The organism is Myxococcus sp. MISCRS1, from assembly GCF_026626605.1.
Lineage (GTDB): Bacteria > Myxococcota > Myxococcia > Myxococcales > Myxococcaceae > Myxococcus > Myxococcus fulvus.
Genome location: NZ_JAPNKB010000001.1, coordinates 1,983,397 through 2,003,386 on the forward strand (window position 1 = coordinate 1,983,397; position 19,990 = coordinate 2,003,386).

Here is a 19,990-nt window from a genome sequence, read left to right on the forward strand (position 1 = left end):
CTCGCGGGGACGACGCCTGTCCCGACCTCAATCCGTGGCGGGCGGCGCGAGTCGCTGCTCCATCCGGTACCACCGGTAACCGTACCCCTCCAGCGTCACGCGGTGGCGTCCCGTCTTGCCGGGCGACGAGTGGTCCTCCGAGAGCAGGTGGACGAGCCGCGCCGGAGGCCCTCCCGGTGAGAAGCTCACCTCGCAGGCCTTGCCGGACAGGTTGTGCAGCGTCACCAGTGTCTCGCCCTTCCAGTCGTACCGCAGCGCGAGCACGTTCTTGTTCCTCACGCTCAACAACCGCCACGCGCCCCACCCCAGCTCCGGACACTCCTTGCGCATGCGCACCATGCGCTCCATCCAGTTGAGCAGCGAGCCCGGGTCCCTGCGCTGGTGCTCGACGTTCACCTGCCGGTAGCCGTGGGGCGCCCGCTCCACCACGGGCCGGAAGGGCTCCTCGGCGCGCGTGAAGCCCCCGTGCGGCTCGTCGGCCCATTGCATGGGCGTGCGCACGCTCTGGCGCTCATGCAGCGACAGGTCCTCGCCCATGCCCAGCTCGTCGCCGTACCAGAGCACCGGCGTCCCCGGCAGCGACAGCATCAGGCTGAACGACACGTCCAGCCGCCGCCTGTCCCCCGCCAGCATGGGCGCGAGCCGCCGCCGCAGGCCGCGCTCGTACAGCTGCATCCTCGGCTCCGGGCCCAGCTCCGCGAAGACGCGCTTGCGAGCCTTCGCGGGCAGGCGCCCCAGGTCCAGCTCGTCATGGTTGCGCAGGAAGTTCGCCCACTGCGCCAGGTGCGGCAGCCTGGGCGCCGAGCGCAGCGACTCCACGAGCGGCGTCGCGTCCTCCGTCACCAGCGACAGGAAGTAGCTCTGGTTCGCGGCGAAGTTGAAGACCATCTGCATCCGGTCTCCCTCCTTGCCGAAGAAGTTCATCACCTCGTCCATGGTGACGTTGGCCTCGGCCAGGAGGATGGCGTCCCCGCTCCTCCACGAGAGGAACTCGCGCATCCGGTCCAGCAGCTCGTACGGGTCCTCGATGCCGTGGCTGCGCAGGCCCTTGAGCTCCACCAGGAAGGGCACCGCGTCCACCCGGAAGCCGGACACGCCCAGCTGCAGCCAGTACCCCATCACCTTGAGCAGCTCCTCGCGCACCTCGGGGTGGGCGATGTTCAGCTCGGGCTGGAAGGGGAAGAAGCGGTGGAAGTACCAGCGCTTCACGCCGGGCGCGTACGTCCACGTGGTGTGCTGCGAGCCCGGGAACACCATGCCCTTGTGCGCATCCTTGGGCTTCTTGTCGGACCACACGTAGAAGTCGTGGAAGCGGCTGTCCCGGTCCTTGCTCGCGGCCTGGAACCAGGGGTGCTGGTCGCTCGTGTGGTTGAGGACCAGGTCGATGATGACGCGCAGGCCGCGCTGCTTCGCCTGGTGGGTGAACTCCACGAAGTCCCCCAGGCTCCCCAGCCTCGGGTCCACGCCGTAGTGGTCCGTGATGTCATACCCGTTGTCGCGGTTGGGCGAGGGGTGGAACGGCGTCAACCACAGGCACGTCACGCCCAGGCCCGCCAGGTAGTCGAGCCGGCGTTGGAGCCCGCCGAAGTCGCCCACGCCATCGCCGTTGCCGTCCATGAACGTCTCGACGTCCAGGCAGTAGATGACCGCGTTCTTGTACCAGAGGTCCTGAATCATCCGTCTCCCCTGATGCGAAGGTGGAGATGCTGGACGAAGGACGCACCCGGGGGCGCGTCATGCGTGCGACAGCGCACAGTCATGGACACGAGGGACTCGCGACGACACGCGGGCGGCACCAACGTGCGCGCGCATGCTCACGCTCGGTTATCACGCCTCCCATGAGCAGTTTCCTCCCAGTGAGTTGTTGCGCCTGGTGCGCCGGGCCGACGCCGCGGGCTTCACGGCCGCGCTCAACTCGGACCACTTCCACCCCTGGAGCGAATCGCAGGGACACAGCGGCTTCGCGTGGAGCTGGATGGGCGCGGCGCTCGCCACCACGCGGCTGTCCAGTCTGGGCGTGGTGAACGCTCCCGGACAGCGTTATCACCCGGCCCTCATCGCGCAAGCCCTGGGCACGCTCGCGGAGATGTTCCCGGGTCGCGCCTGGGCCGCCCTGGGCAGCGGGCAGTTCGTCAACGAGGGCATCACCGGGGAGCCCTGGCCCCCGAAGGACCTGCGCAACGCGCGCCTGCGCGAGTGCGTGGACATCATGCGCGCGCTCTTCCGCGGGGAGACGGTGACGCACCGGGGCCTGGTCCGGGTGGAGGAGGCGAAGCTCTACTCGCGGCCCCAGCAGGCGCCCCTGCTGGTGGGCGCGGCGATAACGCCTCAGACGGCCGAATGGGTGGGCGGCTGGGCGGACGCGCTCATCACCGTGAGCAAGCCCCCGGACGAGCTGCGGAAGATGGTGGAGGCCTTCCACCGGGGTGGCGGCGAGGGCAAGCCGATGTTCCTCAAGGTGCAGCTCTCCTGGGCGGAGGACGAGCAGGCCGCGCTCCAGGGCGCGATGGAGCAGTGGGCGACGAACATCTTCGCCAGCTCCGTGCTCACGGACCTGCGCTCGCCCGCGCAGTTCCAGGAGCTGGCGCGCACCGTCCAGCCCAAGGACCTGGAGGGACACGTGCGGGTGTCCTCCAGTTTCCAGCGCCACGTCGACTGGCTCGCCGAGGACGTGAAGCTCGGCTTCAGCCATCTGTACCTGCACAACGTCAACCGCGGACAGGAGCGCTTCATCGACGCGTTCGCGGAGCACGTGCTCCCCGCCCTGCGCACGGCGCGCTGAAGCGGGGCCCGCACGTGGGGATGACACCCGTGTCATCCCGCCACGGCGCGAGGAGGTTGTTCGCGACAGGCCTGTCAGCCGCCCCTCGGAATTCGGGGGCGCTCACGCGAGACGCGGGCTCACCAGAGCAGCCGCCAGCTGATGCCCAGGCTGAGGTAGTCCGCCTTCCTGTCCGTCTCGTAGGTGTAGTTGTGGAGGTTCTTGTGGAGCCGGCCCTCCAGGGCGAGTGGCAGCCACGGCGTGGGACGGAACTCCAGCTCCGCGCCCACCGAGTAGCCCAGGTTGCTGACGGTGCCCTTGTTCCAGCCCGCGCCGAAGAGCACCGCGGGCCGGACGCCGCCCAGGTCCACGCCCAGCCGTGCCACGCCTCCGAGTTGGAGGAGCGCCCGGTTCCGCAGGTCATAGTGGTGCTGCGAGCCATCGAAGGTGACGTCCATCCGGGAGCCCGCCCTCGCGTACACGGCGAGCTCCGGACCGATGGAGAAGAAGCGCCCCAGGTGCTTGAGCAGATGCAGCCGGACGCCAGGCCCGCCATGCGTCTCCCCTTCCAGGTCCTTGCCTCGGGCGTAGCCCACGCCCACGCCCAGCTCCGCCCCCGTGAGACGGGCCTCGTCCTGTGCCCAGGCGCCCGTCGACAGCAACAACGCTCCCGCGACCACTGCCTTCATGTCCAAGCCTTCCGCGTGTCCCGGCCCCCCGACGACTGTGCGGTCTTCAAGATCCGGGCCCGACGCGTCCTTCACGAAGTGGGTGGGCGCGGTTCGCGATGACGCGGCTCGACGTCGGCCCACGGAGCAGCCGCGACGACCACGCCGGTGTCCATCCGCCCCGGATGACTCCCGCGCGCCGCGAGGTGAACCACCGACGTCAGTCCGACTTGGGCGTTCCCTGTGCGCCGCGAGACTCCGGGCCATCGCGACGGGGGACCGGGCGCGTCCCCGTGTGTGCGGACGGGCCATGCGTGCTCGCCTTGTCCGGGGCCATCGAGGGCGCCTTCCCTCGTCGTCGGCGACGCCGCCGCTTCGACGCGGTCCCCGGAGGCGCGCCCCCCAGCTCGCGCAGCACCAGGGCCCGCGCACCACCCTCCAGGCGCAGCTCGCGCGTCAACGCCTGCACCTCTGCGGCACCGCGAGGATGGCGCAGCGCCTCGCCCAGCCGCTCGACCAGGTCGATTCTCAGCGCCACCGGCCCCAGCAGCTCGTAGCCGAAGGCTCGCGCCTCACGCACATTCCATCCGGCCGCGTCGAGCACGGGCTCACGGGGCACCCCGCGCGGCGCGGGCTTCTGGAGGAACAGCGCCGTCAGCATGCACCGGCGCTCCAGCGCCTGCGGAGCGAGCGCGCCGGCCACGTAGACGAAGCGGCGGCCTTCGCGCACGCCCACGGCCTTGAGCCGCTCGCGCGACTCCTCGTCCAGCAGCGCCCACTGCTCGCGCGCCTCGCCCACGGTAATCAGCCCGACCCCCTCGGCCAGCCGATACGCCAGCCCGCGCGTCGGCGGCGAGCGGCCCGCGCCCGTGAGCGACTCCGCCGGGAACCCGCCCATCGCCCCGGTGACCAGGTCGCGGGCCAGCGCATGGAGCCGCCGCTCCAGTCGCCGCCTCGCGCCGCCCGTCCACACCTCCGGCTCCGCGAGCGCGACCTGCGGCGAGCGCCGGTCCGTGCCGCGCACCAGCCGCCCCAGGGGCTGGCTCTCGAAGGAGATGTTCCCGGACGCATCCACCTCGAAGACCTCGTGCGTCGCGTCCACCACGCGCTGCACGAACTGCTCCTCGGTCATCAGCCCCTCCGCGGAGCCGGTCTCGCCCAACAGCGCGCCGAGCTTCGCGAACGGGTTGTCCGAGCTCGCCGCGGGCGTGGCGGAGGCCCGCACGAAGCGCCGGGCGCTCCTGCGCGCGGCCCGCTGGACGAAGCGCTCCACCAGGCGCTCGTGCAGCGCATCCCCCAGCGCGTCCTCGATGTGCCGCGTGCGCTCCTGCCACTGCTCCGCGTCGCGCAGCCAGCTGGAGCGGTGGCTGATGTACGTCCAGATGCGGATGGCGGCCAGCCGGTCCATCAGCGTGTGGATGTCCCCGGAGACGTCGTCGAGCGGCGACACCTGCTTGGACAACCACGTCGCGTCCAGCACCCCGTCCCCCGCGGTGAGCTGGAGGAACGTCTCCCGCAGCAGGCTGACGTGCTGGCCGAACAGCCCCTTGCGGAAGTCGGGAATCTGGCAGACCTGCCACAGCAGCTCCACGCCCGCGCGGTCCGTGACGACGTCGCGGACGGCCGGGAGGTGCGAGAGGTCCTTCAGCGCGTCGAAGTCATCGGCGCGCTCCACCCGGACGAAGGCGTTGTGACGCGGGGCCCGCGACAGCGAGTCCAACAGCGCCTCGGGGCTCGCGAAGTCGAGCTCCGCGTTGCGCCAGATGAGGCTGCGCACCGCGGGGAAGCGGTGCGTCTCGATGGCGGTGACGACCCGGGGCGGCAGCTCCTCCAGCGTGTTCAGCGTGCCGAATGTCCCGTCATTCAGATGGCGCCCCGCGCGGCCGGCGATCTGCGCCAGCTCGTCCGGGAACAGCTCCCGCTGCTCGGCGCCGTCGAACTTGGAGAGCGAGGCGAAGGCCACGTGGCCCAGGTCCAGGTTCAGCCCCATGCCGATGGCATCCGTCGCCACCAGGTACTGCACCTCCCCGGACTGGTACATCGCCACCTGGGCGTTGCGCGTCCGGGGCGACAGCGCGCCCAGCACCACGGCCACCCCACCGCGCAGCCGGCGCAGCGCCTCGGCCAGCTCATAGACGCGGTCCGCGGAGAACGCGACCACCGCGGAGCGCGGCGGCAGGCTCTTCAACGAGCGCCGGCCCGCGTAGCGAAGCTGGGACAGGCGCGTGGCCCGCTTGAGCGAGACGTGCGGGATGAGCGACTGCACCATCGGCCGCATCGTCTCCGCGCCCAAAAACCACGTCTCCTTGCGGCCTCGCGCGTGGAGCAGCCGGTCCGTGAAGACATGCCCCCGCTCGCGATGCGCGGCGAGCTGGATTTCGTCCACCGCCAGGAAGTCGACGACGCGGTCCAACGGCATCGCCTCCACCGTGCATATCCAGTAGTCGGGGCGCGGCGGCAGGCGCTTCTCCTCGCCCGTCATCAGCGCCACGCGCCCCTCGCCCACGCGGGCGGTCACCCGGTCGTAGACCTCGCGGGCGAGCAGGCGCAGCGGCAGCCCCATCATGCCCGTGTCGTGCTCGAGCATCCGCTCGATGGCCCGGTGGGTCTTTCCAGTGTTCGTGGGCCCCAGCTCCGCCACGACGACGGACGAACGGCCGGATGCGCTGGAGTTCATTGCGGAGAGTCTAACCTCGCGCCCGGCCTCGCGCCCTGCGACGGCTTTCCAACCCATCCTCGGCTGCCTCCTGGGCTGGGCACGCACGCGCGGGCGCGCCGCGTCCTGACCTGGGCCTCCTGGAATGGACGGCCCCGGCAAAGCCCCCTAGGGTCGCGCCCCATGGCGAACCCCGTCCGAGACACGCTCCTGGGCCAGCTCGACATCGCGTGGGCCCTCACCCGCTACCACCTGGAGGGGCTCACCACGGAGGACTGCCTGCGGCGCCCCGCGTCGGTGGGCCTGCACGTGAGCCAGGACGCGCAAGGGCTCTGGCGCGCCCAATGGCCCGAGCACGAGGGCTATGACCTGGGCCCCGCGAGTGTGGCCTGGCTGACGTGGCACCTGGGCTTCTGGTGGTCCATGGTGCACAACCACTCGTTCGGCGACGGCACCCTGACGCGGGAGGCCGTCGTCTGGCCCGGCTCCGCCGACGCGGTGCGCGCGTGGATTGTCGGCCTGCACGACACGTGGCGCGAGGCCATCACCCGCCTCACCGACGAGGACCTGCGGTCGAGCGCGCGCACGCGCTGGCCGCTCACGGGCAAGCCCTTCGGCGACATCGTCGCCTGGGCCAACGTGGAGCTGATGAAGAACGCGGCGGAGCTGGGCTACGCGCGCTTCGTGCTGGCCGTGCCCCCTACTTGAGCGCCGGCGCGTTCGCGTCCCGCCGCAGCACGAAGAAGTACGGCGACGGCATGCCGCGCGCGTCCATCAGGCCCAGGAGCGTGTTCTCGTCGGCCTGACGGAACACGTCGAGCGTGGGCCAGTCGTCGTAGATCATCGTCGCGCTGAGCTGGCCCCGGTACTCCACCTTGCGCAGGCGCGCCTTGAACTTCGACGTCTCCACGTCGGCGCGATGCGGCCCCACGGGGCCACGAATCGTCGGGGACGGCCACTTCCGCGGGTCCACCGGGAACACCGCCGCGCGGTCCTCCGTGTAGAACAGCAGCGGGTGCACGCTCTCGGCGTCCAGGAACTGCTTGCCGTACCAGCCCGTGGCGCCCAGCATCCCGTCCATCGGGTGTCCGGTGCGCAGCTCACTGCCCTTCCACGTGCCCACCAGGGACTCAAGCTCCACCGGCCCCAGGCTGTCGAACAGCGCGAGCGCCTCCGCCTGGCTCAGCGTCCCCGCCTTCACCACCTCGTCGAAGCTCATCGTGCCGCTCCTGTGTGCATGCGCAGCACGGGCTTGATGGCCGTGCGCGACTCCATGTCGTGGACCGCGTCGTTGATGGCCTCGAAGTCGTACGAGCGGCTGAGCTTCTCGATGGGGAAGCGTCCTTCCGCGTGCAGCGACACCAGGCGGGGGATGAAGCGCTTCGGGTCGGCATCGCCCTCGAGCATCCCCACCAGCCGCTTGCCGAACAGCAGCGCCGTCATCGGGATGGAGACCTGTGCGTCCGCGCCCGGCAGGCCGAGCAACCCACACGTCCCCAAGGGGCGCGTCACGTCGAACGCCTGTCGCAGCACCTTCGGAGAGCCGACGCACTCCAGCGCGAAGTCCACCCCGCCCCGCGTCTTCTTGAGCACCGTGCGCGTCAGCTCCGGCTCGTCCGCGAGGAAGGTGTCGGTGGCGCCCAGCTCCCGCGCCAGCTCCAGCCGCCGGGCGTCCAGGTCCACCGCGAAGATGCTCGCCGCGCCCGCCACGCGCGCCGCCATCACCGCCGCCAGGCCCACCGCGCCCACGCCGAAGACGGCCAGCCGCTGTCCGGGCTGCAGCCGGAACGACTCCAGCACCGCACCCGCGCCCGTCTGGAAGCCGCAGCCCAGGGGCGCCAGCAGCTCCAGCGGCGCGCCTTTCGCCACCTTCACCGCGTTGTGCTGGTGCGCCAGCACGTGCGTGGCGAAGGACGACTGGTGGAAGAAGCCCGAGCGGATGGGCTCGCCGCGCCAGCGCATCGGGTACGTGCCGTCCGGCCGCGCCCCCGAGAAGTTCCCCGCGTAGCCCTGCTCACAGTACGCGGGCTGTCCGCGCGCGCAGGTGCCGCACGCGCGGCAGGAGTAGTAGCTGAGCACCACCGCGTCCCCCGGCTCGAAGCCCGCGACGCCCTCACCCACCGACTCCACCACCCCCGCGCCCTCGTGGCCCAGCACCGCGGGGAACGCGAAGCGCCCCTGCCCCGCCCGGTAGCTCAAGTCCGTGTGACAGATGCCACTGGCGTGCACCCGGACCCGGAGCTCCCCCTGGCGGGGCGCGTCCAGCTCCACCTCCTCCAGGGCGAAGGGCGCATTCACTTCCCGCAGCACCGCGGCACGGACCGGAAGCGTCATGTCCGGAATTATTGGCAGACCGCCAACAAAATCACCAGGGCTCCGAGGCCCGGTCAGAACGCGTCGCCGGGCCCCAGCTTGAGCAGGAAGGTGTCGGTGGCGTCGGGGACGAGGGAGCCCGTCCCGAAGTCCTCGGTGTGGGAGAAGTGGCCGAACAGCAGCGTGCTGCCGTTCCCCTCGCCGGAGGGCACGGCGCTCACCACCTGCTCGGAGAAGAGGTTGGACGGACCTCCGGAGCGAAGGAAGAAGCGGTTCCACAGCTCGCGGCCCTCCAGGTTGAAGCGGCGCGCGAACAGCTGCGGGTTCTGCGCGGGGTCGCTCGCGCCCGGCGCGGGGTGCGGGAAGTCGCGCGACAGGCCGCTCGCCACCACGCGTCCGGCGGGCTCCACGGCGATGACGACCTTCTCCGAGCGGCCCAGGCTCTTCACCCAGCGCGGTGTGCCCGCGGCCTCCGCCACCAGGAGGAAGGAGAGCCTGTCGCGCAGCGTCTGCGAGCCCCAGCGCAGCTCGCCGGCCTCCATGCTCCCCGATGCGACCAGCGTGCCCTTCGCGGTGGTGCCGAGGCTCGTCACCCAGCCGTTGGCGCGGGGAAAGGCGTTGAACCAGGTCAGCTGTCCCTCCCGGGAGAACGTGGCCAGGAAGGGAGACTGGCCCAGTGCGGTGAAGGTCCCCTTCGCCGTGCGGACCGTGCCGAAGTAGGAGCCGCCCAGCGCCACACCGCCGTCGGGCAGCACCGCGAGGCTCACCGCCTCCGCGCGGTAGTTGCCGCACTCCGGCTCGGAGACGCGCTGACGCCACACGACGGTGCCCGAGGCGCTGATGCGATAGAGCGCGTTCTCCGTCGGAGCGCACCGCAGCGCCTCCGAGTACGGATGGGAGGCGCGCACGCTCACGTAGGCGCCATCGTCCCGGCTGGCCACGAGCGCGAGTCCCACCTCGTTGAGCCCGTGCAGCGGCAGGGACCACTCCCCGCGCCCCTCCGGGTTGAAGCGGGACAGGGCCAGGCCGCTGAGCGGCTGGCTCGGCGTGTCCATCGACACGGTGCCATGGCGGACATCCGTCATCAGATAGAGCCGGCCCGTGGACGACACGCTCATGGCGACCGTCCCCGAGACGTCCATCGGAGATTCGCCATCAAAAGGATGCAGCGCGAAGGAGCGCGTCCACACGCGGGCGCCATCGGACGTGTAGCGCTTCAGCTCGAGATGGGACGAGGCGCCGTCAGCGCGCCCGAACGAGGTCGACGAGCCCTGGATGGAGGCCGTGTAGATGGACGCCCCATCCCAGGTGGTGCCGACGCTCGCGGCCATGTCGTGGAGGGGTTGGCGCTCATGGTTCAGCCAGAGTGTCTTGCCGGGTGTGCCGGGCTGCGGCGCGGTGCCACCGTCCTCGGGCGGGACGGTGCCGCCATCCGACTCACCGGGAGCGCCGCCACCGTCGGGAGCACCTCCGCCGTCCGGAGTCCCCGCGTCTGGTACGCCCGCATCCGGAGTGCCCGCGTCGGGAGGGACTCCCGGAGCCGGCTCGCAGGAGGCGGTGGCCTCACAAGAGGCCACGGGAGGCGATGAATCATCTCCATCACAGCCGGCCATCCCCAGACACAACACGAGCCACGCGCCAAAGCCACGCCAGTCAGCCACGGTGTCTCCCTCCCGAAACACACCCGGGCGACAGGTTGGGCACGGCGCACGGGGCCGCCAAGACACGAGGCTCCAGCCTGCCTCCCTCCTCTACATGCGTGCGGCGCGGATGCCCCGCCGAAGCACTCGTTCACTCCGAAACACGGCGCACGCGAGCGCGGCCGTCACCCGTTGGGGCGCGAGTGCTTCCGGATGTGCTCCCACGCCTCGATGATGCGGCGCGTCTCCTCCTGCGCCAGCGCCTGGAGCTTCGGTCCGAGCTGCGCCACCTTGTCGGGGTGGTACTGGGCGACGAGCGCGAGATAGGCGCGCTTCACGTCCGCCAGCGGCGCGCCTCGGACGACGCCCAGCACCTCCCACGGTGACGGAGGTGGAGCCTGGGGCCGCGGCGCGGGCTCCTCCTCGGAGGCCTCCTCCTCGTCGTCCTCGGGGGGCGCGTCCTCCTCCGCCTCGGAGGGCTCGGGGTCGGGCTCCTCGGGCGCGCGCGTGTCGGCCACGGGCTCGGCGCCCTCGCCACAGGTCGAGCACAACAGCCGCTCCCGCGACTCACCTCCGGACGCGGTGACGACGACGTCACAGCACTCACCGCACACCACGTGCTGACACTGCTCGCAGCGCGCGGCGGAGGCGGCTTCGTCCAGGCCCACGCCACACCGGGGACACGCGTCGGGGAGCGGAGCCTCCTCACCGCACCGCACGCAGAACGCCCAGCCCCGGTCCACCTGGACCTCGCAGGCCTCGCACTCCAGCGCCCCGGGATGCTCCCAGTGCTTCTCCTCGCCGCACCACGGACAGAACGGCATCAGCCACGCGAGCTTCCCCGCGCAGTCCTCCGCGTCGCAGTCGAAGTCGAGCCGGTATCCGCGGGCGACGGACTGGGGGACGTTCTGCTCATCGAACGACTCCCCGCAGTTCCAGCAGCAGTTGAAGAACCGATGTGACGGCGCGCCGCAGGCCTCGCACGCGGGGTTGCCGTGCTCGCTCTTCCAGACCACCTCGTCGCCACAGGTGGGGCAGAAACCCATGCAGGCCTTCACCTCGGCATGCGTACAGGTCTCCCGAGCGGCGCGGCGCGCGCGCTCACGTTGCCCGCGAGGGGCGGCGAAAGAAGGTGTGCGCCCCGCCTCCACCAGCGCCTCCCACAGGCACGAGCGGCACACCCGCCCCTTCACCTTCCTGGACCCCGCCTCGGAGGCGCCCGCGCGCTTCTGGAACACCGCCGCCGCGAGCGACTCGACGCTCAGGCACGACTGGCAGACGGCGTCGCCACACGCCTCGCAGTGGCCCGCGAGGCGCCGGCTCCCGAAGCCCAGCAGACCTGGCGTCAGCGTCTCCAGGCAGCACGGACAGGCTCGCATGCACTTCCTTCGCCGGGTGGGGCCGCCAGAGCGAATCCCCGAGGTGGAGCCCTCCGGCATGCCCGACTCCCACCCGGAGGTCCAGAAACCCACCGCACGTCACGATTCGGTGTCATCCACCGGGCCGGAGTCGCGCGCTGGTGACACTTTTCTTGTCATCACAAAATTTCATCTGTCTCACGGATTGCCTGCTACCCGAGGGCCTGGGTAAGGGAGCACCTCCCTCGCTGTCCCCACGGGTGTCCTCGATGCGTCGTCTCGGCTCAGCCCTTCTCTCCATGAGTCTGCTGGTTGGCTGTGGTCCCACCGAATCCGCTCCGCCGGCCGAGCCCTCCGCGCCGGCCGACACGGTCCAGAACGAGCAGGCGCCGCTCACCACGACGGACGTCGACGTGGCGCCGGAGTGTGAAGGCATCCTGCAGTTCGCGAACACGGCGAGCTTCTTCAAGCTGGACCGGTATCTGCCCAGCGACGCGGCCAACAACATCATCGCGGCTCGCACGGTGGCGCCCTTCACGACGCTGGCGCGGCTCTCCGGTGTCTCGGAGATGGGCCCGGTGCGGCTGAAGCAGTTGGAGCACGGCGCGCGTGCCGAGGAGTACATCGACCAGAGCTGCCTGGGCATCTACGACGAGCTGGCGCTGTCGCAGTCGGACGCCGCGGCCATCGTCACGCTGGTGAACACGGCGAGCACGAACACGCTCTACGCCGTGCTGCCGTACGCGTGGAACGGGGCGACGAGCCTCATCAACCTGCGTCCGTTCACGAGCGTGCTGGGCATCTCCGACGCGTTCGGCATCGGCGCGGTGAGCCTGCGCAACCTGCGCAACGCGGCCACCATCGGCTACTCGCTGGACATGCTGGTGTCCGCGGTGAACGCGCTGCCGGAAGACGAGTGGGAGGTGAAGATGAGCACGGGGTTCAACATCGAGACCATCCTGGACGGGGCCTACGGCACGGACCGGCTCGCCTCGGCGGACTGCTTCGGCATCGACCTGACGGGCCGCTCGGGACAGTTCGAGGACCGAGGCTACCTGGCGGACGCCACCGAGGTGCGCAACTACGTCCACAGCGCGGTGAGCACGGCGAACCGGTACAACGCGATTGACGCCGACATCGTCACGGACGGCAAGGCGGACCTGGCCGCGCGCACCGCGGGCCGCACGTTCAAGGGCTGCCACATGCACTACGAGAACGGCCCGTGGGCGGGCGTGCAGGTGCACTTCTTCGTCGACACCGCGTCGGACTTCCGCATCCTGACGGTCCAGCACTGGGTGGAGTGATTCACGGCTGAGCTGCACCGACGGCGGCGACTTCCCAGGTGGAGGTCGCCGCCGTTTCGTTTGGGAGGTTGCTAGACCTCCGTGAACTTCACCCCCGTGGCATTGACGTGCTCCAGCGCGAGCTTGAGTTCCTCCGAGACGATGAGGGCGCCCGTCCAGCCCTCGGGTCTGAACACCCTGGCGGTTCCCACCTTCGACTTGTCGATGCGCAGGTCTCTCACGGAAGCGTAGTGCCCCACCTTCTCGGGCACTCCGTCCTCGTGGGTCCAAAGCCGGATGCGGGAAGCATGCTCGTCGATGCAACGGATGAGACGGGTGGCGACCAGCAGCAGGTACTGGTCTGCGTGCCCCTGGATATCCACGGGGATGAGCTGAACGTCCGCGGGTGCCAGCTCCGCGAAGAGCTCGGCGACCCTGACGTGGACGACCGGGATGCGCAGCCCTGCCTCCGTGAAGTCCAAGGGCACGCCTGGTGCTTCGACGGGGATGCCCGGGCGCCCCTCTACCTGGACCGGAGTGCCCTGCCGGAACCGGTCCGGCGCATGCACCTCTCGGCCCTTGTCATCAACGGGCGTATCCAGGTGCCACCGTCCTGGGACCTGGACATCGTCGTGCAATTCGAAGAAGCGCTGCCCATGGTCGAGAACCTACGGCGCCGTTCCTCGCGTGACGAGCATCTTCAGCTCCGTGCCGCGCGTCGTGACTTCCCGGGCCAGTCGTCTGATTCACGCCTCGGGTTACTAACAGCCCTTAAAGCACACCCTTTACCTGTTCCGGCCACCAGCAGTCTGCCGTGTCTGCCTGCTCTCCCGAGGGGGCTCTACACCATGTGAGGGAGAGCCACGAGACTGGAGTAATTTCATTCTGTCCGCAAGCGCACTCGCGCGCCAACTGGGTCTCCGTTGCCGCCGCGAAGCAAAGCGAAAGTTGGAGTGCCGCCGTGTCACTCGGGAAAGTTGGCGAAAGTAGAACCTCCGAACGCTGGCGCGGGTGCGGCGTCATAGTCCTCCCAGTTCTCGAACCATACGCGCAGCTCCTCCTCGTCGAACCGTGCCACCTTCACGCGGCCGATGACGCGGCTTTTGTGACGCCCGTAAGCCATTCTCTGCACGTAGACCCACTGGTTGCTGCCGTCCAATGCACGCTGGCACTGGGTCAAGATCTTCGGGTTCGTCGTGATGAATAGGAGCTGCTCCATCGTCGAGTTCCAGCGGTTTTCGTACCGCTGATTGTCATCCGGATGTGCCACCAGTACACCAGTCGATTCGGCATGTCATTTCCTCCATCCGCTCCATTCAGGGCAGTGAGGCCCGGCGCGGCCGGGGGCCATGCCAGAATATAGCATGCACGATCTTGTGCGATTGCTGTGTGCTGGGTGTCGAGGGCAAGGCACCGGCCGCCCAGACAAGTGAGTCTGCGCCGGGTGGAGAGTGCCCTCCGGCTCCATCTGGACGCACTCTAACTGCCGGATGCTGACGGTCGGATGGATGCATTTTTGTTCGAGTAAGAAAGCCGAAGGTATAGATTCAGCACCGATGATCCACGGACGGGTTCCTCAGAACTGGCTATCGGTCTCTGGCGCCTCACGAGGACCACGCGCTTGATGGGGCTATTGTCGCCTGCACAGGAGTTTCGAATGCCGTGCCTAATCTGCAGAGATTCCAAAACTATCAAAGCCCACCTCATCCCCAAGGCCTTCGCGCGTGAGGTCCAGGTCGGGAAGGCGCATGCCATTGTTCGCGACTCCGGAGAGTATGCGGACACCCAGTCCGGCATCTGGGATAGGGACATCCTATGCCGTGACTGCGACAACACGATCGGAAAGTGGGAAGGAGGCGCAAAGCAATCTCTCGATGCTCTCCGGGCCGACGCCGCTGGAAAGCCGGAGGGTATACATCGGCTTGCTGGCACCCGGGGTGACGACATCATCCGCTTTCTTGCCGCTCTCCTGTGGAAGTACGCATCAACCAAGCCCGCCCTGGGGCGCATCCAGTTGGGGCCGTACAGAGCGATACTGGAGGACATCTCCTTCCGAGGCACGCCGATCCACTCAAGCGTGAACGCAGTCGGATTCCGGCTCCGGCGAGAGCAGGGCGATGATGGGGTCTTTGCGTACCGAGCACCTCAGTTCGATAGGAAAAGCGGGATCAACATGGTGCGATTGATGGTCGGCGGTGTTGTCTTCTTCGTGAAGCTGGATCAGAGAGTTCCAAGTGACGCCATATTCCGAGAAGGCGGAATGGCTGGACAGACCGACCTGCCGTACTGGCTGGCTCCCGCCCCCATGTTCGAGGAATTCACGCGGGGACGCGACCTCGCGAACCGAGGGGAACTCTCTCTTTTTCTAGACCGCCAAGCAGGGCTCGAGCCGTCGAAATAGAGCGCAGACTTCCGTTAGAGACTGTTCACGACTGGCAGCGACTTCGCGAGCAGTTCGAACAGCGGAGCGTCCCTCGCATCATGGGCTGGCGCTTCCGCGCCAACCCAGACGGTTACCTCCGAGCCACCTCGCGAAGGAAGTAGGTGGAGTATGCCCGAGCACGGGGCTGTCCACCCGCAGCAGCATGCATACTCGGCGGGTGGACAGCGCCGCGCTCGTCCCTCGGAAACGCGTCGCACAAGGCCCAGAAAGTGCGGCCTGTCGTAGAGCGGATGCGAGAGCTGGCGCCGGGGTATCCGAGGTACACCTACCATCGCATCCGCATTTTCCTGGGGCTAGATGGCCACCGCATGTGTCCAGACAGAGCACACCCGATCTGGCGCCAGGAGGGCCTCCAGACGCCGAACAACTCGCATTGCCGCAGGCGGCCTGAGGAATCCTCTCATCTGAATCAGACTACCCACGGATTCAACCCGGAGCGCCGCGGCCCATTCACTCCTGACAGGCTTCGACTCGCTGGGGGCGCTACCGGGTGGAACAGGCGCGGGTGACGTTCTCGTCACGCAGCTCGATGGCCGGAGCCGTGGTCTGGATCTGAATCTGCTCGGCGCCCAACGGATGGAGCTGACGCTTCGACTTGTGGAGTTCCTCGCGCATGACGACCTCGTCCCCCTCCACGACACGCCCGTCCTTGAGGTGGAGCTCTGGATGGGAGACGTCGAACTGCCACTCGCGGGCCCCTCCAGGAAGGGTGCGCTGGGCGCCATTATACAAATGCTCGCAATAGGCGCAGGAGAGCCTGAAGCAGGCCTGCATGCAAGCATCGTAGGTCATGCCAAGAGGGCGCACGATGGGCGGCAGCTCGGGGTTCTGGACCGAGTGGACCAGGACCTCTCCACTGCGAATGCCTCCCATGGAGGCCTGCAGCGTGCCGTCACGATAGATGAACACGGAGTAGGTCGACGACTCCCCGTTCCGGGAGAAGGCGGCCGAATAACCCACCTTCCCATTCACCTGCTCCAGGGTCGCCGTGCTCGTATTGCCCTCCTTCGACGTGGAGGAGAAGACTGTCTGGGACGTCTGCTCATCCCCCACGCCCTCGATGAACATTCCCGCCGTCCAGTTCGTGGCCGCTTCCGTGTGGATGACGACGCCGCCCTTCACGGAGGAATCTTGGCCCTCCACCCGGACGCCCTCCTCCGTCCTCTTCACCGAGGCGCCGTTCAGGCCGCAGTGCTTCAGCCCGCGGGACTCCACGCAGACCGGCTCCTCTGCCAAGGACTGCGTGGAGGGCAGGACAAGGGCAAACACTGCGGCCAGCAAACGAGAGCCGTGGGTCAGGTTCAGGCGCATGGGGCACTCCGATGTCCGCAGGGAAATCCCGACGGAGAGTGCAACCCGGCTACAAAAACCATACCCAACACTACGACTCCCTGTGCGTGAGTTGGTTTGTGACCCGAACCGTCACACCCCAGACTTGGAGCGTGACGGCCCTGGCTACACCCACGCATCGCGTCTCCCGACTCACCAGACCTGCACGGGAGCCGCCCGGACCAGGGACAGCCCGGAGCCAAGCTGTCCGTAACTACTGCCACCCCAGGACCAGAGGCTCCGGTCCGCGAGGATGGCATGGGAATGGTCCCCACCCGCGGCAACCGCCACGGCGGTCCCCAGCGAGCTCACCCTCGCGGGCTGGAGCGTCGCCGCGGACGGAGCTCCGTCTCCGAGCTGCCCCCGCTCGTCGCGTCCCCAAGCCCAGACCAGCCCCCCCACCGTGATGGCGAGGTTGTGATTCACCCCCGCGGCAATGGACGTCACCCCCGTCAACACGCGCGTCTGGACGGGCACGAGCTTGTTGACCGTCGTCCCATCTCCCACCTCGCCGTAGGCGTTGGCCCCCCACGCCCAGACCGTGCCGTCTGCCTTCAAGGCCAGCCCATGGCCGTTCCCCGCCGCCACGGCGGTGACGCCCGTGAGCCCCGGCACCTGGCCTGGCACCGAGCGCGACACCGTCGAGTTGTTCCCCAATCTGCCGCTCATGTTGCTCCCCCAGGACCACACGGTGCCGTTCGCCCTCAAGGCCAGCGAGAACGAGTTCCCCGCGGAGATGGCAATCACTTGCGTCAGCCCCTGCACCTGGACCGGCGACGAGCGAAGGGTCTGTGTTCCATCCCCGACCTCTCCATGCATGTTCCCGCCCCAGCCCCACACCGTCCCATCCTCCGCCAGCCCCAGGCTGTGAGCCGAGCCCGTGGAGATGGCCTGGAACCGGAGGGCGGACGCGACCTGCACGGGAGTGAAGCGCTGCATCCGCGTCCCGTCTCCCAATACGCCTCCGGAGTTGGACCCCCAGCCCCACACCGTCCCGTCTGACTTCAGCGCCAACGCATGGTCATACGCCATGGAGACCGCCATCATCCCCGTCAGCCCGGCCACCTCGCCGGGCTCCGGCCGGGTGATGCGGGTTCCGTCTCCCAACTGCCCCCACGTGTTCGCACCCCAGGTCTGGACCTTGCCCTCGGGAGTCACACCCATCGAGACATTCGAGGCCGCGGCCACCCCACGCGCGCGCGTCACCAGGGACGGAACGGGGAACGCCGTCAGGTCCTGCGCCCCATCCCCAATCTGACCGGAGTAGTTGTTCCCCCAGGACCACAGCGTCCCGTCGTCCTTGACCACCAGGGAGTGCGCCTGCCCCGCGCCCAGGAACCGGACCGTGGAGAGACTCGCGACCTGCGCGGGCAGCGCGCGCGACAGCGAGATTCCTCCGCCGAGCTGCCCCGAGGAGTTCGCGCCCCACGTCCACACCGTCCCGTCCGCCTTCAGCGCGCTGGAGTACAGGCCGTTCGCGGCCACGGCGACCACGCCCGACAGCCCCACCACCTGCGCCGGCGTCATCCGCGACGTGAAGGTGCCGTCTCCCAACTGCCCCGAATCGTTGTTGCCCCAGGCCCAGACCGTTCCGTCCGACTTGAGCGCCAGCGAGTGGCTGTTGCCGCCCGCCACGCCCACCACCTCCGCGAGCCCCGGCATCTGCAGCGGAGACACGAGCCCCGGCGGGGGTGGATCATCGGGGTCCAGTTCCATCCAGGACGGGCTGTGGTGTCCCCACGTCCAGACCGTGCCGTCGGCCTTCAAGGCCAACGAATGCGCCTCGCCCGCGGCAATCGAGACGACACCCGACAATCCCGGGACTTGCGTGGGCAAGAGCCGGGTGAGCACCGTCCCGTCTCCCAGTTGTCCGATGGAGTTCCAGCCCCAGGCCCACACCGTCCCATCCGCCTTCAAGGCCAGCGAATGACGGACTCCGGTGGCGACGGCCGTGGCCACCAACGCCCCCTGCACCTGGACCGGCGTTGGCCGCGAGGTCGTCGTCCCATCTCCGATGGAGCCGTAGCCATTGGCGCCCCAGGCCCACACCGTGCCGTCCTCCCGGAGGACCATCGAGTGCACACCTCCGGCGGCGACCGAGCCCGCCAGGGAGGCCCCCGGAAGCGTGACCCGGAGCGGACTCCAGGACGACACCGTCGACCCATTGCCCAACTGCCCGCTCTGGTTGTTGCCCCAGGCCCAGACGGCGCCATCCGCTTTCACGGCCAGGGAGTGCCCCACCCCTGCGGAGGCCTCGGCCCGCTCGAGCCACGCGCGCGTCGCCACGGGCATCGACTTCATCAGGTACGTCCCGTCCCCCACCTGACCGTCGCTGTTGGAACCCCAGGCCCAGACCTCGCCGCTCGCCTTCACCGCCACCGAGTGTTGTCCGCCGCCCGCCGACACACCCCGCACCTGTGTGAGCCCTGGCACCTGCACGGGAGACAGCCGCGGGAGCATCGTCCCGTCTCCCAGTTGGGAGCGCGCGTTGCTGCCCCACGCCCACACCGTCCCATCCCCCTTCAGCGCCACGGTGTGCTGCCCGCCGCCGACCACCGCCTCGACGCCGCCGTACGCGGGAATCTGCGTGGGGACCAGCGTCACCGCCGTGGAGCCCAGCCCGAGCTGTCCGTCATCGTTCTTGCCCCAGCTCCACACCGTGCCATCCACCCGCAGCGCCACCGTGTGCGAGCCACCGCCCGACACCGACGTCACGCCCGTCAGGCCCGGGAGCACCGCGGGCAGCGAGCGGCCCACGAGGTCTCCGGTCCCCAGTTGCCCATCCGCGTTGCCGCCCCAGGACCACACCCGACCATCCGCCGTCAGCGCCAGCGAGTGGACGTTGCCCGCGGAGATGGCCATGACGCCGGAGAGGCCCTGCACCTGCACCGGGGACACGCGCCGCGTCGTCGTCCCGTCCCCGAGCTGTCCCGCGGCGTTGTTGCCCCAGGCCCACACCGTCCCGTCCGACTTCAGGACCAGCGAGTGGGAGAAGCCCGCGGCGATGGCCACGCCGTTCGTCAACCCAGACACCGGCACGGGGACGGGGCGTGACGTCGTGCTCCCATCTCCGAGCTGTCCATTCAGGTTGTTGCCCCAGGCCCACACCGTCCCGTCCGACTTCAGCGCCAGCGAATGCAGCTCCCCCGCGCCGAGCGAGCGGATGTCGAACAAGCGCCACACCCGACCAGGGTGAGGGCGCGAACGCGTCGTGCCGTTGCCCAGCTGTCCGAAGGTGTTGCCACCCCAGGACCACACCGTCCCATCCGAGCGAAGGGCCAGTGAGTGATTGCGCCCCGCCAGCACCGTTCCCTGACGGGAGAACCCCTCCGCGGCGCGAGAGGTGCCGAGCTCGGGTGTCGCCTCCTCGGGCGCGCTCCCAGAGCAGCCCGCCATCCACAACACGCACAACAACGCGATGCCAGACATCCGTCTCGTGCCACGACTCATGAGTGTGTTCCCCCTCTTCAAACAGGTCGGGAACCAAGCACTCACCAGGGCAAAGAACAAGACCCCGCCGGGTTCGTCATGATGACGCA

General features: G+C 69.1%; 15 protein-coding genes. 4 read left to right on the forward strand and 11 right to left on the reverse strand.

The window, feature by feature from the left end; genetic code table 11:
* Positions 1-27: 27 nt before the first annotated feature.
* Positions 28-1,677: an alpha-amylase family protein gene (locus tag OWM54_RS07525; protein WP_223748966.1), complete on the reverse strand. Its 1,650-nt coding sequence runs from the start codon at positions 1,675-1,677 to the stop codon at positions 28-30.
* Between the two features lie 133 nt (positions 1,678-1,810).
* Between OWM54_RS07525 and OWM54_RS07530 the strand changes: the two genes are divergently transcribed.
* Positions 1,811-2,782: a TIGR03885 family FMN-dependent LLM class oxidoreductase gene (locus tag OWM54_RS07530; protein WP_267697037.1), complete on the forward strand. Its 972-nt coding sequence runs from the start codon at positions 1,811-1,813 to the stop codon at positions 2,780-2,782.
* Between the two features lie 119 nt (positions 2,783-2,901).
* Here the strand turns inward: OWM54_RS07530 and OWM54_RS07535 are convergent, their stop codons facing one another.
* Positions 2,902-3,450 (reverse strand): outer membrane beta-barrel protein, encoded by a 549-nt coding sequence (locus tag OWM54_RS07535; RefSeq protein WP_267697038.1) that lies wholly within the window; start codon positions 3,448-3,450, stop codon positions 2,902-2,904.
* A gap of 199 nt (positions 3,451-3,649) precedes the next feature.
* Entirely contained in the window at positions 3,650-6,106 is a 2,457-nt protein-coding gene (locus OWM54_RS07540; protein ID WP_267697039.1) for a helicase-related protein, read from the reverse strand.
* A 162-nt stretch (positions 6,107-6,268) separates the two neighbouring features.
* On the opposite strand from OWM54_RS07540, the gene OWM54_RS07545 reads away from it, so the two are divergent.
* The gene (locus OWM54_RS07545; protein WP_267697040.1) at positions 6,269-6,793 is read left to right on the forward strand and encodes a DinB family protein; all 525 of its coding nucleotides are present in this window, start codon (positions 6,269-6,271) and stop codon (positions 6,791-6,793) included.
* Here OWM54_RS07545 and OWM54_RS07550 read toward each other — a convergent pair.
* From OWM54_RS07550 to OWM54_RS07565, 4 genes are all read right to left on the reverse strand, one after another.
* Positions 6,786-7,304, reverse strand: coding sequence for a DUF4334 domain-containing protein (locus OWM54_RS07550; protein ID WP_223748961.1), 519 nt, complete (start codon positions 7,302-7,304; stop codon positions 6,786-6,788). The two genes, OWM54_RS07545 and OWM54_RS07550, sit on opposite strands and share 8 nt — an antisense overlap.
* Positions 7,301-8,419 (reverse strand): NAD(P)-dependent alcohol dehydrogenase, encoded by a 1,119-nt coding sequence (locus OWM54_RS07555; protein WP_267697041.1) that lies wholly within the window; start codon positions 8,417-8,419, stop codon positions 7,301-7,303. The genes OWM54_RS07550 and OWM54_RS07555 overlap by 4 nt, the downstream gene beginning before the upstream one ends.
* 53 nt (positions 8,420-8,472) lie before the next feature.
* Positions 8,473-10,059, reverse strand: coding sequence for a hypothetical protein (locus tag OWM54_RS07560; RefSeq protein WP_267697042.1), 1,587 nt, complete (start codon positions 10,057-10,059; stop codon positions 8,473-8,475).
* 164 nt (positions 10,060-10,223) lie between these two features.
* On the reverse strand, positions 10,224-11,417 hold the full coding sequence (locus tag OWM54_RS07565; RefSeq protein ID WP_267697043.1) for a J domain-containing protein: 1,194 nt from the start codon (positions 11,415-11,417) through the stop codon (positions 10,224-10,226).
* A 278-nt stretch (positions 11,418-11,695) separates the two neighbouring features.
* Here OWM54_RS07565 and OWM54_RS07570 point away from each other — a divergent pair, with 278 nt between their 5' ends.
* Positions 11,696-12,700 (forward strand): hypothetical protein, encoded by a 1,005-nt coding sequence (locus OWM54_RS07570; protein ID WP_223748957.1) that lies wholly within the window; start codon positions 11,696-11,698, stop codon positions 12,698-12,700.
* 71 nt (positions 12,701-12,771) lie between these two features.
* On the opposite strand, the gene OWM54_RS07575 is transcribed toward OWM54_RS07570, so the two are convergent.
* Positions 12,772-13,317, reverse strand: a complete 546-nt coding sequence (locus OWM54_RS07575; RefSeq protein WP_267697045.1) for an imm11 family protein — start codon at positions 13,315-13,317, stop codon at positions 12,772-12,774.
* A gap of 326 nt (positions 13,318-13,643) precedes the next feature.
* Entirely contained in the window at positions 13,644-13,898 is a 255-nt protein-coding gene (locus tag OWM54_RS07580; RefSeq protein WP_267697046.1) for a hypothetical protein, read from the reverse strand.
* A gap of 438 nt (positions 13,899-14,336) precedes the next feature.
* On the opposite strand from OWM54_RS07580, the gene OWM54_RS07585 reads away from it, so the two are divergent.
* Positions 14,337-15,080 (forward strand): hypothetical protein, encoded by a 744-nt coding sequence (locus OWM54_RS07585; RefSeq protein WP_267697048.1) that lies wholly within the window; start codon positions 14,337-14,339, stop codon positions 15,078-15,080.
* 525 nt (positions 15,081-15,605) lie between these two features.
* Here OWM54_RS07585 and OWM54_RS07590 read toward each other — a convergent pair.
* Positions 15,606-16,337: a hypothetical protein gene (locus OWM54_RS07590; protein ID WP_267697049.1), complete on the reverse strand. Its 732-nt coding sequence runs from the start codon at positions 16,335-16,337 to the stop codon at positions 15,606-15,608.
* A 267-nt stretch (positions 16,338-16,604) separates the two neighbouring features.
* Entirely contained in the window at positions 16,605-19,880 is a 3,276-nt protein-coding gene (locus OWM54_RS07595; RefSeq protein ID WP_267697051.1) for an RCC1 repeat-containing protein, read from the reverse strand.
* Positions 19,881-19,990: the final 110 nt, after the last annotated feature.